This window comes from Roseovarius sp. (assembly GCF_048262375.1).
Lineage (GTDB): Bacteria > Pseudomonadota > Alphaproteobacteria > Rhodobacterales > Rhodobacteraceae > Roseovarius.
In genome coordinates this window covers 59649-74846 of sequence record NZ_JBLXFE010000006.1, presented here as the reverse complement: position 1 = coordinate 74846, position 15198 = coordinate 59649, and the positions used below count along the sequence as shown (strand labels likewise).

16 protein-coding genes are annotated in these 15198 nt (G+C 62.5%); 5 read left to right on the top strand and 11 right to left on the bottom strand.

All coding sequences use genetic code 11. The annotated features are described in order from the left end of the window. Positions 1-9 precede the first annotated feature (9 nt). The 3 genes from ACN0SW_RS08635 to ACN0SW_RS08625 are packed head-to-tail and all read left to right on the top strand — an operon-like array spanning position 10 to position 2284. Positions 10-894, top strand: coding sequence for an ABC transporter permease (locus ACN0SW_RS08635; RefSeq protein ID WP_417727513.1), 885 nt, complete (start codon positions 10-12; stop codon positions 892-894). Then, positions 891-1697: an ABC transporter permease gene (locus ACN0SW_RS08630; RefSeq protein WP_417727512.1), complete on the top strand. Its 807-nt coding sequence runs from the start codon at positions 891-893 to the stop codon at positions 1695-1697. Before ACN0SW_RS08635 ends, ACN0SW_RS08630 begins: the two co-directional genes overlap by 4 nt. Further along, positions 1697-2284 carry a nucleotidyltransferase family protein gene (locus ACN0SW_RS08625; RefSeq protein WP_417727511.1) on the top strand — a complete coding sequence of 196 codons (588 nt, stop codon included), beginning with the start codon at positions 1697-1699 and terminating at the stop codon, positions 2282-2284. Before ACN0SW_RS08630 ends, ACN0SW_RS08625 begins: the two co-directional genes overlap by 1 nt. Here the strand turns inward: ACN0SW_RS08625 and ACN0SW_RS08620 are convergent. From ACN0SW_RS08620 to ACN0SW_RS08605, 4 genes are read right to left on the bottom strand one after another with little or no spacing between them, the layout of a single operon-like run. Continuing rightward, positions 2281-4935, bottom strand: a complete 2655-nt coding sequence (locus tag ACN0SW_RS08620; protein ID WP_417727510.1) for a DUF2339 domain-containing protein — start codon at positions 4933-4935, stop codon at positions 2281-2283. The two genes, ACN0SW_RS08625 and ACN0SW_RS08620, sit on opposite strands and share 4 nt — an antisense overlap. A 2-nt stretch (positions 4936-4937) precedes the next feature. After that, positions 4938-5942, bottom strand: a complete 1005-nt coding sequence (locus ACN0SW_RS08615) for a YcjF family protein (protein ID WP_417727509.1) — start codon at positions 5940-5942, stop codon at positions 4938-4940. Further along, a complete protein-coding gene (locus ACN0SW_RS08610) occupies positions 5939-6385 on the bottom strand; it encodes a GNAT family N-acetyltransferase (RefSeq protein ID WP_417727508.1) in 447 nt (148 codons plus the stop codon). Before ACN0SW_RS08610 ends, ACN0SW_RS08615 begins: the two co-directional genes overlap by 4 nt. Continuing rightward, positions 6382-7794 (bottom strand): YcjX family protein, encoded by a 1413-nt coding sequence (locus tag ACN0SW_RS08605; protein WP_417727507.1) that lies wholly within the window; start codon positions 7792-7794, stop codon positions 6382-6384. The genes ACN0SW_RS08610 and ACN0SW_RS08605 overlap by 4 nt, the downstream gene beginning before the upstream one ends. Positions 7795-8005: 211 nt before the next feature. On the opposite strand from ACN0SW_RS08605, the gene ACN0SW_RS08600 reads away from it, so the two are divergent. Continuing rightward, complete coding sequence (locus ACN0SW_RS08600) at positions 8006-8626, top strand: thiamine phosphate synthase (RefSeq protein ID WP_417727506.1); 621 nt, start codon at positions 8006-8008, stop codon at positions 8624-8626. Positions 8627-8685: 59 nt separating this feature from the next. On the opposite strand, the gene ACN0SW_RS08595 is transcribed toward ACN0SW_RS08600, so the two are convergent. The 3 genes from ACN0SW_RS08595 to ACN0SW_RS08585 all read right to left on the bottom strand — a co-directional run bounded on the left by ACN0SW_RS08595 (position 8686) and on the right by ACN0SW_RS08585 (position 10573). Further along, entirely contained in the window at positions 8686-9459 is a 774-nt protein-coding gene (locus ACN0SW_RS08595; protein WP_417727505.1) for a lysophospholipid acyltransferase family protein, read from the bottom strand. Positions 9460-9515: 56 nt separating this feature from the next. Beyond that, positions 9516-10283, bottom strand: coding sequence for a GNAT family N-acetyltransferase (locus ACN0SW_RS08590; protein ID WP_417727504.1), 768 nt, complete (start codon positions 10281-10283; stop codon positions 9516-9518). Positions 10284-10390: 107 nt separating this feature from the next. Next, complete coding sequence (locus tag ACN0SW_RS08585) at positions 10391-10573, bottom strand: DUF3553 domain-containing protein (protein ID WP_417727503.1); 183 nt, start codon at positions 10571-10573, stop codon at positions 10391-10393. A 25-nt stretch (positions 10574-10598) separates the two neighbouring features. Between ACN0SW_RS08585 and ACN0SW_RS08580 the strand changes: the two genes are divergently transcribed. After that, positions 10599-11198: a histidine phosphotransferase family protein gene (locus ACN0SW_RS08580; RefSeq protein ID WP_417727502.1), complete on the top strand. Its 600-nt coding sequence runs from the start codon at positions 10599-10601 to the stop codon at positions 11196-11198. Here ACN0SW_RS08580 and ACN0SW_RS08575 read toward each other — a convergent pair. Genes ACN0SW_RS08575 through ACN0SW_RS08560 form a run of 4 tightly spaced genes read right to left on the bottom strand, consistent with a single transcriptional unit; the run spans position 11188 to position 15181 of the window. Then, positions 11188-12453, bottom strand: coding sequence for a glutamate-5-semialdehyde dehydrogenase (locus ACN0SW_RS08575; protein ID WP_417727501.1), 1266 nt, complete (start codon positions 12451-12453; stop codon positions 11188-11190). The genes ACN0SW_RS08580 and ACN0SW_RS08575 overlap by 11 nt on opposite strands. Before the next feature lie 18 nt (positions 12454-12471). Next, the gene (gene proB / locus ACN0SW_RS08570) at positions 12472-13578 is read right to left on the bottom strand and encodes a glutamate 5-kinase (RefSeq protein ID WP_417727500.1); all 1107 of its coding nucleotides are present in this window, start codon (positions 13576-13578) and stop codon (positions 12472-12474) included. Further along, a complete protein-coding gene (gene obgE / locus ACN0SW_RS08565) occupies positions 13566-14609 on the bottom strand; it encodes a GTPase ObgE (protein WP_417727499.1) in 1044 nt (347 codons plus the stop codon). Before obgE ends, proB begins: the two co-directional genes overlap by 13 nt. Before the next feature lie 32 nt (positions 14610-14641). Continuing rightward, on the bottom strand, positions 14642-15181 hold the full coding sequence (locus tag ACN0SW_RS08560) for a GNAT family N-acetyltransferase (RefSeq protein ID WP_417727498.1): 540 nt from the start codon (positions 15179-15181) through the stop codon (positions 14642-14644). Positions 15182-15198: the final 17 nt, after the last annotated feature.

Below are 15198 nucleotides of genomic sequence, written 5' to 3'. Positions count from 1 at the left end.
CCAGATGCAATGTTTTCAATCTGCACTGATCCTGCTGCCCTTGACGGGCTGAATTGGCTGTCGTGCTATTTGACGACGACCAAGCATATGCAGCTCTATTATGCGGTGGCGACGGTTCTGTTGCTGTTGGGGATCACCGCTCCGGCGGCCTTGGCGTTCGGCTTTGGCGGGGCGATGGCGGCGCGCTCGCACCTCTTGCCGGTCCGCTGGTTTGGCAAATCCTATATTTCGGTGGTGCGCGGCGTGCCCGACATCGCCTTTTTCCTGTTTTTCGTCATCGCGCTGGATCAGGCGTTTGAATGGATGCGCCATCAGGTGCTCTGCCCCGACTGGGATCAACCGATCCGGCAGGGCAATGATTTCGTGGTCTGTCAGGCGGCCAAATTGCCGCTAGGGACCGCGCCGCAATGGGTGCATGAAACCTATGGGTTTTTCCTTGCGGTTCTGACTTTTGCGATCGTGTTCGGGGCTTTTGCCGCCAATGTACTCTTTGGTGCCATGCGCGCAGTGCCGCGCGCCCAGATCGAAACCGCCGAGGCTTACGGCATGACCCGCCGCCAGAGCTTTTGGCGCATCCTCGTGCCGCAAATGTGGGTCTACGCCCTGCCCGGTCTTGGCAATCTCTGGATGGTGCTGATCAAGGCCACACCTTTGCTCTTTCTTCTGGGGGTCGAGGATATCGTCTATTGGGCCCGAGAACTTGGGGCCACCGCCAATCCGCGCTTTACCGACTACCCGCATGGCGACTGGCGCATGTGGTATTTTCTGGGGCTGATGGTGTTTTATCTCGGCTTTACCAAGGTCTCCGAAGTTTTCCTTGAAAAGCTGATGCTCAAGCTCAGCCATGGGCAGGCCACCACAGGCGGCGAAGCCCAGAGAAAGGCCAAGGCATGAGCTGCTTGCAAACCATTCAGGATTACGGGCTGCGCGCCATCGGCATCGGCGAGCGGCTCTTGCCGCGCGACAATTTCACCCTCTGCGAACAGGTCACCCTGATCGGCTCGGGTATGATCTGGAACGTGTATTTTGGCGCTCTCGCGCTATTGTCCGGCTTTGTGCTCGCCACCGCCGTGGCCGTTGGCAAAGGCGCATCCAACCCGTTTTTGCGCAAACCCTCGGAATGGTTCATCTTTGTCTTTCGGGGCTCGCCCTTGTTTATCCAGTTCTTCTTTGCCTATTTCCTGTTTCTCTCTCTCAAGGGGCTCAGCCCGTTTTTTGACGTGCTCACCTCGGCCTTTCTGGGCGCGCTGATTGTGCTGTTTCTCAACACCGCCGCCTACTCCGGCGAGATTTTCTATGGTGCGCTGCGCTCGATCCCCAAGGGCGATGTCGAGGCCGCCGATGCCTATGGCTTTACCGGTATTGCGCGGTTCCGGCGGATCATCTGGCCCACTATGCTGCGGCTGGCCTGGCCTGCCTACACCAACGAGGCGATCTTTCTCTTTCACGCCACGACGCTGGTGTTCTTTTCCGGCTTTCCGGTTTGGCAACAGCGCGGCGATGCGCTCTATTACGCCAAGTATTTCGCGGATAAGACCTTCAACCCCTTCGTGCCTTACCCGATCCTCGCGGGCTATTTCATCCTGCTCACATTGACCGTGATCGGCATCTTCGGCCTGATCAACCGCCGCCTCAACCGGCATTTGCCGCAGGAATACCGCCGCAAGCTCAGCCTGCGGATGAACCTGATCCGCTGATGCGGCGGCTGGCGATCCTGATCCCTGCGGCCGGGGCTTCAACGCGGATGCGCGGGACGGACAAGCTCTTGCAAGAGGTGCGCGGCCAACCACTCCTGCGCGACCGCGTGGCGCTTGCGCTTGCGACCGGCTGCGATGTGGCGGTGACAATGCCGCCCGATGCCACAGCCCGCCGTGCGGCCTTGGACGGGCTCAACGTCACCCTCCTGCCCGTGCCCGACGCGGCAACCGGCCTGTCCGCTTCGCTGCGCGCGGGCGCGGCTTGGGCCATGGCGCAAGAGGCCGCAGCCCTCATGGTCCTGCTCCCCGACCTGCCGGACCTGACCGCACCTGACCTGCAAACCCTGCTGCAGGCCAATGATTTTGAAACCATCTTTCGCGCCTGTGATACGACCGGCGCCCCCGGCCATCCGGTCATCCTGCCTGCAAGGCTCTTGCCGGACCTGAGCCACGTCACCGGCGATACCGGCGCACGCGACCTCCTGCGCACCCATTCTGTGACACCGGTCGCCCTGCCTGACCAACATGCCACAACCGACCTCGACACGCCCGAGGCTTGGGCGGCATGGCGCGCAGCGCAAACTTAGGCTGCGTCGCGTCCCATATGCTCGGCAATTCGCCGGTTGAGCCATGCAAGCCCCGCCAGCGACAGGCCGAGCCCAAGAAAGGACGCAACCCGCACCAGCCCCGCCAATCCCGACATATCGACCACAAACACCTTGGCCACAGTCAGCGCGACCCCCGCCATCGCCACCCGGCGCAACATCTCGGACCGCCGCACCAGCGCCAGCGCCAAGAGCAGCACCGAGACCAGAATCAACGCCACCGTGTAGCTGTAAAGCTCGCCATCGCTCACCCCCGGCACGCTCAGATCATCCCCCTGCCACAGTCGCCGGATCTCAAGCCCGGCATACCATGCAACATAGCCGCCCCCCGCGACGCCAAACAGCAACCGCAGCAAACGCGCCACATGATCCAGCTTCCACGCCGCCAGCCCAAAGACCACGGCCACCGGCAAATAAGCCGCCGCCAGCGTATCCAGCACCGGCGGCCCGCTCACAAACTCCTTGCGCCAGAGCACCGGCAACAGCGGATTGGTCAGCACCGCCTGTGCCACAAGCGTCACCAGTGCCACCGCGCCCATGGCGACGGCCAATACCAGCCGCAGCACGCGCTGCATGCGCCCCCCGGCCCGCAAGCGCCAAAGCTGCACCATGCCGGACGCAAGCCAGACCACCGCCGTCAGCCCCAATCCCGCATGCCCCATCGCGCCCGGCGCGCCCAGCCAGCGCTGCAAGAGGACGCTGAGGAAAATGGCCACAATGCTCCAGACGGCGCTTTCGATCACCACCCGTGTCGCCCCACCGGCCCGCGCTGCCATTACGGCCCACGCCGCACCGATCAGAACCAGCGGCCCCAGATGCGACAAGAGCATATCGCCCAGCCCCGCCTCGCGCACCGCCCAGCCCAGACCGGGATCAATCACCAAACGGTAGCCAATGACCGCCACGCCCACCTGCGCCAACCCGCCCAAGAGTGGCAGATCGAATCGTCGGTCAATCAGCGCCGTGGCCAGCACCATTACCCCGAGCGCTACCGTCAACGCCGCTTTGCTCAACACCACGAACAGCGCAAGCGTGATCAGCACAAGCGCCGCCCCGGCAAAAAGCGCCGCGCTTAGCCGCGCCTCCGGTCCCCGCGCGCGGACCGCGAACCATACCATCAGCCCGGCCAGCATCATCACCTGCAAGGCCCAGGCATAGGCCCCGATCACCGCCGCCGGGGTCCAGAGCAATTCCAGAATCAGCGCCAACCCCGGTGCCATCACCGCCGCACTCAGACTCCACAGAATCACCGGCACCGCCTCCGTCGCATGTCTTTCGCGGATTGTGAACAGAATCGAAATCACCGCCCCACCAGCCAAAAGCGCACTCGCCGCAAGCGGCATCCGTACCTCTGGCAACCGCGCGGCCCCCGCCATGAAGCCTTGCCAAACAGGCCCCTGTCCGAGCCCCTCCAACACCACCAGCGCCAGCGCCGCCAAGGTCGGGGCCAGCGCCACATCCTCCAGCGCCACGGCCCGCCACGTCCCCAGAACCAGCACCGCCAGCATGCCCGACAAAAGGCCAAGCGCCGCCCAGACCACCAACGCCTCGCGCGCCTCACTTGTCAGCCACAGCGCGGCAAGGCTGGCCAGCCCCGCCACCACCCAGACCAACCGCACCGGGAAATCGGGATACGCCCCTCCAGCCAAAATCCGGCGCAACAGCGTATTGCCCGCATGCTGCGGCACCAGCCGCGCCTCGGGCACCAGCACCGTCAGCACCACCAGCACGGCCCAGAACGCAAGATACGGCAGCGCCCCGGCGCCCCCCAGATAGAGCAGCGTCGCGCCGCCAATACCAACCGCCAGCGCCAATACCGAAATCCACGCCCAGCGGCGCGCGGCGTCCACCGCCAGCCCGACCGCTGCCAGCACCGCATAATAACCATAGAAAAATTCCGCCGCGTCAGACCGCCCGCCGACCACAAACGGGGCCACGCCTGCGCCCATCAGGCCCAAGGCGGTCAGAACCGGTCCATGGAACCAGCCGAGGATCACCGCCCCAGCACCGACCCCCACCAACCCCGCCAAGGCCACACCCGGCCCGATCAGATCATAAAGCCCGCGCGCGGCCAGCACTCCCGCAAAGAGCGCGATCACCCCTGCCCCCGACAGAACCGAGGGCAGACCCGTCACCGCCCCGGCATCCTCGTCGCCATACCGCCGTCGCAGCACCTCGCCCGCCGCAATCAGAGCCGCGCCAAGCACCAGCGCGCCGATCACCCGCCAGACCGGCGTGAGCAACCCTTGCTCGACGCCGTATTGCACCATAAAAACGCCCGCCAAGGCCAGCGACACCCCCGCCACCGCCAGCGCCCAGTTGGTCTTGAACCAAACAATTCCCGCCGCGACCCTGTCGCCCCGCAGCACAAAGGCACGCGGCGGCGCGACCTCAAGCGCTGCCTCAGGCTCGGGCACAAATTCGGGCATAAATTCGGGCACAGGCGCCGCCGCCCAAGGCCCGGTTTGTGCCTGACCTTCAGCGTCCACAGCCTCCGGCCCGCCCCCGGTCAACCTCTCCTCCAGCCGCGCCACCCGCGCCTTCAGCCGCGCATGCGACACCAGCAAAAATGGCACGCCCCCCAGCACCAGCGCCAACATCCCAATCCCGATCAGTACCACCAGAGCGTCCATCCTTACCCCTGCCCGAATAACCCGGTCAGCGCACGCCGCACCAACCCTGTCACCGAAGGCCGGCGCCCGCGCTGAAACGGCAGCGGGCGACAGACTTCGATCGCAGCCACGCCCACCCGTGCCGTCAGCGCGCCATTGACCACACCCTCGCCAAACCGCCGCGACACTTTCGACAGAACCCCACCGCCCGCCACGCTGCTGATCAGGTCATCGCCCACCGCCACGGCCCCCGTGGCCAAGAGATGCGCCATCACCGCCCGAGCCAGCCGCCAACTGCCCAAGGCCCCCGCGCGCCCGCCATATATTTCGGCCACCGCCCGGATCATCCGCAGATTGGCCACCAAGGCCCCCACTACATCCGCCAGCGCCAGAGGCACCAACGCCGTGACCATCGCCACCTGCCGTGCCGCGGCTTCCACCTCGCGCACCGCAAGCGCATCGAGCGGGGCCAGAACCTCGACCTCCGCCAGCCCCAACAAGGCCTCGGCGTCAAACTGCTCCGCCTCGCGCTCCGCCAGCCGCTCCAGACCCCACGCGGCCTCGGGCCGCACCGCATAAAGCGCGCGCAGCCGTGTCACGACGCCCCGCGCCGCCTCCAGATTTCCCTGCATCAACGCCTCCCCGGCCGCCCGCCGCAAGGCATCGAGCCGCCCCAACCGGGCAAACCCCGCCACCTCCCGCAAGGCGATCATTGCGGCCACAACCAGCAACCCCAACCCCATCGCCGCCACGCCATAGCCCAGCACCGGCACCCGCGCGATCATACGGGCGGCGAAATCCCACGCCGCCACCGACACCGCAGCCCCCATCAACCCAAGCGCCAGTGACCAAAAAAGCCGCCCCAACCAAGACCGCCCTCCCCGCGCGCCCTGTGCAATCACCGCCCGCATCGCCCGCCCCTCGGGTGCTGCGGCAGGCTCGGGTACAGGCGGCGCACGATCCGGGCCCTCTGCGGCGGCCTCGTCCAACTCGATCAGAACCGGCCCCTTGGCCTTGTTGCCCCTCATGCGCCCTCTCCCTCACCAAACCAGACCATCAGGATATCCGGCAACCCCTCGTCATTGCCCAGTCCAACACTGCGCGCCACCTCGGCAAACCCGTGCCGCGCATAAAACCGCAGCGCTGCTGCATTGGCCTCAAGCACCCAGAGACGCAGCACGCCCGCCTCAGACTTGGCCTCGGACAAGAGCACCCGGCCAAGGCCGCCCCCCCGCAGCGCCGGATGCACGTAAAGCGCGTGCAACACCTCGCCATCACGCACACAAAACCCGGCCACCCGGCCATTCTGATGGATCACGCGCACCCAGCCTCGCCAGATCACACGCGCCAAAACCCGCAAATCCTCGCGGCGGCTGCGCACCTGTGGCAACCATGGCGTGACGCGGGTGAACCCCCAGAGGATCACCGCTAGACGCGGCAGATGCCAGACCCGCGCCCGCGCCGTTCTCATAGCTTGTCACCAATCAGAAACTGCGCTGCCCGGTCCAGCCGGATATGCGGAGGCCCCTCGCCGGGCCGCAGGTTAAGCGGTGCCGGTGCAAACCGCATCACCTCATAATCCTGCCCCAGCCATTCGCTCGCCCCGGCCCGCGCAGGACCAAGCAATTGCCCCGGATCCTCGGGCAGATCACCCGCGTAAAACGCCGCCTGTCGCCCGGTATCGAGCAATCGCCCCCGCACACAGTCAAGCATTTCGCCGTGGTGGTTGACCCGCTCTTCGACCGTCGCGCGCCAGGCGGCCAGCGCCATAGACTGCGTCGTGGCCCCCGCAAATTCCGCCCTATCCCGCGCCTCCCGTAACAGCGCGGCCATGATCCCGGTCAAACGCCCATGCTGTGCATGATGCAAATGGTCCGCCTTGGTCGCGGCAAACAGAATGCGCTCCACCCGCCGCCCCAGCAGCAATTGCGTGAGCAAGGCATTGCGGCCGGGCCGGAACGCACCCAGAATATCCGCCATCGCCCGGCGCATATCCTCCACCGCTTGCGGACCCTTGTGAATCGCATCCAGCGCGTCGACCAAAACCACCTGCCGGTCGATCCGGGCGAAATGATCGCGAAAGAATGGCTTGACCACCTCGCGCTTATAGGCGTCATAGCGCCGCGCCATCTCGGCGCGCAGACTGCCGCGACCGGCCTTGCCCTCGGGCAGCGGCGCGAATGTCACCACCGGCGACCCGGCCAGATCCCCCGGCAGAATGAACCGCCCCGGCGTGCAGTCATAATACCCCGCCTGCCGCGCTGCGTGCAGATAGCCGGTAAAGCTCGCCGCCAAGGCCTGCGCCACCGGCTCTTCCAGCCGTGCGGTGCCATCCACCTGCCGCAGTTGCCCCAAATAGGCCGCCGCTTCGGCCCGATCCTCAAGACGCCCCAGGACCTCAGCCGCCCATTGATCATAGCTCTTGTCCATCAGAGCCAGATCAAGCAACCACTCTCCCGGATAATCCACGATATCCAGATGCACGACACGCGGCCCCGTCACCCCGGCCAACAGCCCCGCAGGCCGCACCCTGAGTGACAGGCGCAACTCCGAGACCGACCGCGTGCTCTCAGGCCAATGCGGCGCGGGGCCGGTCAGCGCGGCCAGATGCGCCTCATACTCGAATCGTGGCAGGGTGACATCCGGTTGCGGTTGCAGATAAGCCGCTAGAATGCGCCCCTCGCTCTGTGCCAAGAGGCCCGGCATCCGCCCCCTGTCCATCAGATTCGCAACGAGCGAGGTGATGAACACCGTCTTGCCCGCCCGCGCAAGCCCCGTCACCCCCACGCGGATCACCGGCTCAAAGAACGCCTGCCCGACGCGGTCACTCAGGCCCTCGAAGCCACGCACCACACCTTCTGCCAGACCTGCAATTGCCAAAAACCGCCCCTTTTCCTGTTACCACCAAGATAGAGACCGACCCAACGGGTTGCTAGGGGCATTTGCACCCCAACCTCCCCCGCAGAGCATAGCTCTCTTTGGCGAATTTGCGGATTTCCCCCAAGAAGACAGCCACGCCACCGCCACTCAACACAATGGTCAAAGCTGTCTTTCCGCGCTATAGGGGCAAAAATCTATCAGGAGCGCCCCAATGGCCGAAACCGAGCAGCCGCAGATTTATCTCATTACCCCGCCCGAGTTTGAACTGAGTGTCTTTCCAGAGACCCTCGCCCGCGTTCTCGACAGCCATCCTGTTGCCTGCGTGCGCCTCGAACTCGCCAGCCGCGACGAAGACCGCATTGCACGTGCCGCCGATGCCTGCCGTGAAGTGACCCACGCCCGCGATGTGGCTCTCGTGATCGACAGCCACCTGATGCTGGTTGAACCGCACGGCCTTGATGGTGTGCACCTGCCCGACGCCGCCCGTTCGGTGCGGGCCGCGCGCAAGGCATTGGGAGAGGACGCCATTGTTGGCTGTTTCTGTGGCACCTCACGCCACGACGGCATGACCGCAGGCGAGGCCGGCGCCGATTACATCAGTTTTGGGCCGATTGGGGCGACCCCGCTGAACGACGGCAACTGCGTGGACCTAGAGGTGTTCGACTGGTGGTCGAAAGTGATCGAATTGCCGGTGGTGGCCGAAGGTGCGCTTGATGAAAGCCTCGTCGCTCAACTGGCAGCGATCACCGATTTCCTCGCCTTCGGTAACGAGATCTGGCGTGAGGAAGATCCAGCCGCAGCCTTGGGGCGTTTCATCGCCGCCATGGGTTAACGTGACTGGGCCGGTGGTGTGGACACAATGCGCGTACACCCTGTACGCCTTGTACACATTCACCGGCCCTGACGGTCCTCCGGCATTCCGCCCCTGACCTGATCCTCCGCCCATGCGGCCAACGCTTTGCGATTGCCAAATTCATCCACCTTTACAAAAGGATGATAGATAACCCTCACCTTGCCATGCCGCCGCACCGCCAGAACCCGCATCAAATGCCCGCCAAAGGTCATATCCCCCCACCAGCCATAGAATCGTGAATCCTCCCCAACGGGTGCCTCATAGATCACCGAAACCGGCTGAACATGAATTTCATGCTGTAGTTTTTTGCTAAAGAACGCCTGAAAAAGCGTTGATTTAAAAGGTAAAACACGCATCCCGTCGGTTGAGCTTCCCTCAGGAAAGAACAAGAGCTTGTGCCCCGCCAGCAACCGGGCTTCAAAGATTTCCGTTTGCGCCTTTGCCTCTTTCGGATCACGCGTGATAAATACCGTGCCCACCAGCTTGGCCAGAGCGCCAATTCCCGGCCAGCTTGCCACCTCTGATTTCGAGACAAAATACACGCGCTTGCGCGCATTGAGCGCGAAAATATCAAGCCATGACGCATGGTTAGCGACCACAGCTCCAGCGGCAGGCATCGGGACCCCCACCACCTCATGCCGCATGCCCAGAATCAAAAATACGCCCCGGCAAACCCACTGAGTGATATAAGGCGTCCAAGGACGATTCAGCCCATGCAAGGGCCGCTCCATCAGTCGCAATCCCACCGAGACCATAACACCCAGAAAAAGAACGCTAAAAATCAACGCCCCACGCCAAAGGAGGCGCATCATCCCTGCTGCGGTAAGCCTGAACTCTGGCGCTGGCACATCAGACTGCCATCTGAGCTTCACGTCACAATACCTTGTTGATAAATACTTTTTTGTTTTTCCGTCAAACGATCCGTATCAAGAATCAAACATACATCCGTAGTGTTGAACTCATGATCAACAAAGGCCCCGTCGCCCACATACCCCCCAAGCCGCAGATAGGCTTTGATCAGGGCAGGCACTTGTCGCATCGCGCTGCGGACATCAAGATTATCCTTTGAAATCAAGTCCATCTTCTGAAAATGTTCATTCCGTGCCCGCACACGCAACGCCTCAGGCGCGAGGTGCCGGTCATGCAACAGGCTTAATGGTTGCGCCAACTGGGCAATATCCGTTCCGTGGAAACTCGCCACCCCGAACAGGATTTCTATTTTATAATCCGTAACATAGCGCCCTAAACCATTCCAGAGATGGAACATGCCCGGCCCACCTCGATAGGGTTTTGCAAGACAGGATCGCCCCAGTTCCATCAACCGCCGCCCAGTGGTTTTGAGTGCCGTCAGGTCGTATTCATCCTCGGAATAGAATTGTCCTGCCCTTGCGGCCTGATCGTCCCGAAGAAGCCTGTAAACACCTGCAACACAACTATTTTTTGAGTCATCAAGAAGTAGAAGGTGATCAAAAAATGGGTCAAACCGGTCGCATTCGAGCCGCGCCGCGTGGTCAACCAGAGGTCCATCGCCCCCCAGTTCTTCGACAAACACCTCATAGCGCAACCGTTGCGCGGCCCGCAACTCCTCAGGCGTTTCAGCCAGTTTCACACGAAATATAGGGGCGCTGGCAGTCATTGGCCTCGACTCTGTGATCTGGGCGCGTTGTAGGCAAGAGCACAGCCAAGTGCAACGATCCGGCTGGTCGCAGACGCAGGCGGCTGTTAACCTTTTACTAACCTGGATCAGGGATCAAGGACAGGTATCAGCTCGACCCGCGAGCCATCAATCACCACTTTACCCTCTTCGCGAAAGTTAACGGTAATCCGCCCACCTATGTTCGATTGCACTTGTCCTGTTCCCCAATCCGGCCGTTGCGGATGCACCACCAGCATTCCCGGCTCCAGTATCGAATTCATATCCGTCATGCCATTTCCCGCCTAGGACGCCCCAATGACACAACATAGCCAGCCTCTCGGCCCTTTGATAGCCTCGCGTATCTGCCACGATCTTGTCAGCCCCTTGGGAGCTATCGCCAATGGCTTGGAATTGTTACAACTTTCCGGCGCTCCAGACAGCGCAGAAATGGCCTTGATCAGGACGTCTGCGGCTCAGGCTCTGGCGCGGATGCGGCTCTTTCGGCTGGCTTTTGGTCCTACAGAGGCGGATCAGATCATCCGCGCGCAAGACATTCAAGACATCCTTGACGCTGTGCATGCAGAGGGACGGATCACCCTTGATCTGCACCTCACCAAGGACATACCCAGCCCCGTGGCGCAGGCGCTCTTGTTAACCATTCTCTGCGTCGAACAGGCCTTGCCCTATGGGGGAACGCTCACCGTGTCCCATCCACACGACAGCTGGCAGATCACCGCCACCTCTTCGCGCCTGATGCCCGATCACGCGCTATGGGATGCACTCTCCGGTGTTGTATCATGGCCAGAGACCATACCCTCTCAGATCCACTTTATGGTTCTAGAACAATGCCTTAAATCTCTAGAATCACAAATCGAAAAGCACCTGACAGAGACCGAGTTGCGTGTCAGCTTCTGATTGAACCATCGCCTTCGACGATATACTTGAAACTGGTCAGCTGCGCCGCTCCTACCGGACCACGGGCATGCATTTTGCCAGTGGCGATGCCGATTTCGGCCCCCATACCAAATTCACCGCCATCGGCAAACTGGGTAGAGGCGTTGCGCATCAGGATCGCACTGTCGAGGCGGGCAAAAAAACGTGCCGCCGCCGCGTCGTCTTCGGTGACAATACAATCGGTGTGGTTTGAGCCATAGCGTCGAATATGCGCGATGGCTTCGTCAATGTTTTCAACCACTTTCACGGCGATGATGCTGTCGAGATACTCGCGCCCCCAATCGTCATCGCCAGCCGTCACCGTGCCCGCGATCGCTTGCAGCGTTGCATCGACGCGCACCTCGACCCCTGCATCAATCAGGGCACGCACCACGCCCTGACCAATATCATCGACGATATCGCGGTGGATAAGAAGACATTCTGCGGCCCCGCAAATCCCCGTTCGCCGGGTCTTGGCGTTGAGAACAACCCGAAGCGCCTTGGCCGGGTCCGCGTTAACATCCAGATAGATATGCACAATTCCTTCAAGATGGGCAAAAACCGGCACCCGTGCCTCGCGCTGTACGAGACCCACAAGCCCTTTGCCTCCGCGCGGAATGATGACATCAATCGTGTCGGTCATGGTCAGCATAACCTCGACCGCCGCCCGGTCCCGCGTCGGCACCAACTGGATCGCATCCTCAGGCAGCCCCGCCGCCCTGAGACCCGCCACGAGACAGGCATGGATCGCACCCGATGAATGAAAACTCTCTGAACCACCGCGCAGGATCACCGCATTGCCGGATTTTACGCAAAGCGCGCCAGCATCCGCGGTCACGTTGGGGCGGCTTTCATAAATCACCCCGATAACTCCTAAGGGCGTGCGCACCCGGCGGATATGCAAACCACTTGGCCGGTCCCATTCGGCCAAAACCTCGCCCACAGGATCATCCTGAGCCGCCACAGCCCGCAGCCCATCCACAATTCCTTGGATACGGCCTTCATCCAGCGCCAGACGGTCCATCATCGCGTCTGACAGCCCTTTGTCGCGCCCATAGGCCAGATCACGCGCATTTGCAGCCATGATGTCAGCGCGCCCAGCCCAAACGGCATCAGCCGCCGCCTCGAGCGCCATGCGCTTGGTCGCGGCATCCGCAATCGCGAGGTCCGCCGCCGCCATCCGCGCGCGCGTGCCAATCTCGGCCATCAGCGCGGTAATCTCTGTCTGGTCCTTCATCCGCTGCCCTCCCGCGTGTCAGAATGCCATATCGTCGCGATGCATCAAGGGCCCGCGTGCAGGATAACCCAGAACTGCCTCGATCTGATCCGACCGCAGCCGCTTGATCCGGTCTGCATCCTGCGCGTCATAGCGCGTCAGGCCTTGCCCGAGACTGCGCCCGTCCTCGTCTACAACCTCGACCGGGTCCCCCCGGCCAAAACGCCCCGTGACACCCGTTACCCCGGCCGAGAGCAGGCTGCTGCCCGCCGACAGGGCGCGCGCAGCCCCCGCATCGACGATGACCCGCCCCTTGGGTTTCATCGCTGCAATCCAGGCCTTGCGCTTTTGCTGCGGATCGCCTTGGGCCAGAAACCAAGTGGCTGCCGCGCCCTCGGTCAACGCCCGGATCGGATGCAACACATCGCCCTGGGTGATCGCCATCACACAACCACCTGCTGTGGCGGTTTTAGCCGCCAGCAGCTTGGTTTTCATGCCGCCCTTGCTCAGGCCGGACACCGCATCACCGGCCATCGCCTCGATCTCGGGGGTGATCGCCGCAACCACATCGAACCGGCGCGCGGTCGCATCCTGGGCGGGATTGGCGGAATAGAATCCGTCCACATCACTGAGCAGGATCAACTGATCCGCGCCCGCTGTAACCGCCACCTGCGCCGCCAGCCGATCATTGTCACCATAGCGGATTTCGTCGGTGGCGACGGTGTCATTCTCATTGACGATTGGCACCGCCCCAAGCCGCAACAGCTGCTCCAGCGTGGCGCGGGAATTGAGATAGCGACGGCGGTCAGTGCTGTCTTCCAGCGTCACGAGAACCTGTGCTGCCGTCAGCCCATGCGCCCCAAGCGCCGCATCATAGGCCCCGGCCAGCCGGATTTGCCCAACAGCCGCAGCCGCCTGCGATTGCTCCAGCGTCAACTCGCTTTGCGGCAAGCCCAAAACCCGCCGCCCGAGCGCAATAGACCCGGATGAGACAAGGATCACATCTATGCCGCGTTGCCTCAGACCAACAACATCTTCAATCAGAGCGGCCAGCCAATCGGCGCGAAGAGCGCCCGTGACCCGGTCCACCAATAGGGCCGAGCCGATCTTGACCACCAGCCGTTTCGCGTCAGTTACGGTTGCCACGGTGCGTCTTCTTCGTCCTCGTCACTTACCTTGTGGCGCAGGCGGTCGGCGTCGATACGAGCGCGTAGCGCACGCAGCACTTCCGTCACGCCCTCGCCGGAAACACCTGACATCAACAACACCGGCGTGCCACAAACCGCTTCCAGCTCTTCGCGTAAAAACTCGCGCTCTTCGGCGTCCAACGTGTCTACCTTGTTGAGCACCGTTACCCGAGGTTTCTCGGCGAGGCCGCCACCATAGGCCTCCAATTCAGTGATGATGGTCTGATAGTCACCCACCAGATCGCCAGAACTGCCATCGACCAGATGCAACAGCACCGCGCAACGCTCTACATGACCCAGAAAGAGATCCCCAAGGCCGCGCCCCTCGGATGCACCTTCGATGAGGCCCGGAATGTCGGCTACCACGAATTCCACATTGTCCACACCCACAACGCCCAGATTGGGATGCAGCGTGGTAAAGGGGTAATCCGCAATCTTGGGGCGCGCATTGGAAGTTGCGGCAAGAAACGTGGATTTGCCCGCATTGGGCAGCCCTAGAAGACCGACATCGGCAATCAGCTTGAGCCGCAGCCATATCGTGCGCTCGACACCCTCTTGGCCCGGATTGGCGCGCCGTGGGGCCTGATTGGTCGAGGTCTTGAAATGAAGGTTACCCCAGCCACCGTTGCCACCCTGCGCCAGCAACACGCGCTGCCCGACCTCGGTCATGTCGGCGATCACCGTTTCCATATCCTCGTCGAGGATTTCGGTGCCCACCGGTACGCGCAACACGATGTTGTCACCGCTGGCGCCTGTGCGCTGACGGCCCATGCCAGGCGTGCCGCTATTGGCAAAGAAATGCTGCTGATAGCGGAAATCAATCAATGTATTGAGCCCATCTACGGCTTCCGCCCAGACAGAGCCACCATTGCCACCGTCACCCCCATCGGGTCCACCGTATTCGATGAACTTTTCCCGGCGAAAGCTGACACAGCCTGCACCCCCGCCGCCAGAGCGGATATAGACCTTTGCGAGATCGAGAAATTTCATATGCCGTCCTTACGCAAAGGCCCCGTCGGGCCTCAGATCATTTTTTTGCTATATGTCCAGGTCGGCACCTTGGAACCGCGCGCGACGCTATACGCCTCGGCATCCCCCAGATACTGAAACCCACAATTCGTCAAGACCCGTGCCGAGGCGGCGTTGTCCTGAAACACCGAGGCAAAGATCGTGCGCGCACTGTGCGGATTGGCCGCGAGCAGTGCTTCTACTGCCGCCGAGGCAACGCCAGTATTCCAATAGGCCGGGACCACCCAATAGGATATCTCGGACTGCCCGGCATCCACCCGCTCAAGGCGGATCAACCCCATCACCTCAGAGCCCCCCGCCTTGGTGCCATCAATTGCCCATATGTCCTCAGCCCGATCCTCGGACAGCGCGCGCGCGATCATCCCTTCGGTTGCGCCGGGCGGCAGCGGATGCGGAATGCTGCGGGTGAAACGCGCCACGCGCTCGTCCCCGGCATTCAGGCCAATCAGCCCCGCGTCAGATACCCGCAGCGGTCGCAGATCGAACCGTTCCGCCACAATCACTGGCTGCTTCAGGATCATTTCATATTTCATGCGCCTACTCCTCCGAT

Bases quoted from the DNA above. Each gene is read 5' to 3' on its own strand.
- ACN0SW_RS08595 (WP_417727505.1), bottom strand. From the start codon at position 9,459: ATGATGCGCCTCCTTTGGCGTGGGGCGTTGATTTTTAGCGTTCTTTTT.
- ACN0SW_RS08625 (WP_417727511.1), top strand. From the start codon at position 1,697: ATGCGGCGGCTGGCGATCCTGATCCCTGCGGCCGGGGCTTCAACGCGG.
- ACN0SW_RS08615 (WP_417727509.1), bottom strand. From the start codon at position 5,942: ATGAGGGGCAACAAGGCCAAGGGGCCGGTTCTGATCGAGTTGGACGAG.
- ACN0SW_RS08635 (WP_417727513.1), top strand. From the start codon at position 10: ATGTTTTCAATCTGCACTGATCCTGCTGCCCTTGACGGGCTGAATTGG.
- ACN0SW_RS08630 (WP_417727512.1), top strand. From the start codon at position 891: ATGAGCTGCTTGCAAACCATTCAGGATTACGGGCTGCGCGCCATCGGC.
- ACN0SW_RS08600 (WP_417727506.1), top strand. From the start codon at position 8,006: ATGGCCGAAACCGAGCAGCCGCAGATTTATCTCATTACCCCGCCCGAG.
- ACN0SW_RS08560 (WP_417727498.1), bottom strand. From the start codon at position 15,181: ATGAAATATGAAATGATCCTGAAGCAGCCAGTGATTGTGGCGGAACGG.
- ACN0SW_RS08575 (WP_417727501.1), bottom strand. From the start codon at position 12,453: ATGAAGGACCAGACAGAGATTACCGCGCTGATGGCCGAGATTGGCACG.
- ACN0SW_RS08590 (WP_417727504.1), bottom strand. From the start codon at position 10,283: ATGACTGCCAGCGCCCCTATATTTCGTGTGAAACTGGCTGAAACGCCT.
- ACN0SW_RS08620 (WP_417727510.1), bottom strand. From the start codon at position 4,935: ATGGACGCTCTGGTGGTACTGATCGGGATTGGGATGTTGGCGCTGGTG.
- ACN0SW_RS08610 (WP_417727508.1), bottom strand. From the start codon at position 6,385: ATGAGAACGGCGCGGGCGCGGGTCTGGCATCTGCCGCGTCTAGCGGTG.
- obgE (WP_417727499.1), bottom strand. From the start codon at position 14,609: ATGAAATTTCTCGATCTCGCAAAGGTCTATATCCGCTCTGGCGGCGGG.
- ACN0SW_RS08585 (WP_417727503.1), bottom strand. From the start codon at position 10,573: ATGACGGATATGAATTCGATACTGGAGCCGGGAATGCTGGTGGTGCAT.
- ACN0SW_RS08580 (WP_417727502.1), top strand. From the start codon at position 10,599: ATGACACAACATAGCCAGCCTCTCGGCCCTTTGATAGCCTCGCGTATC.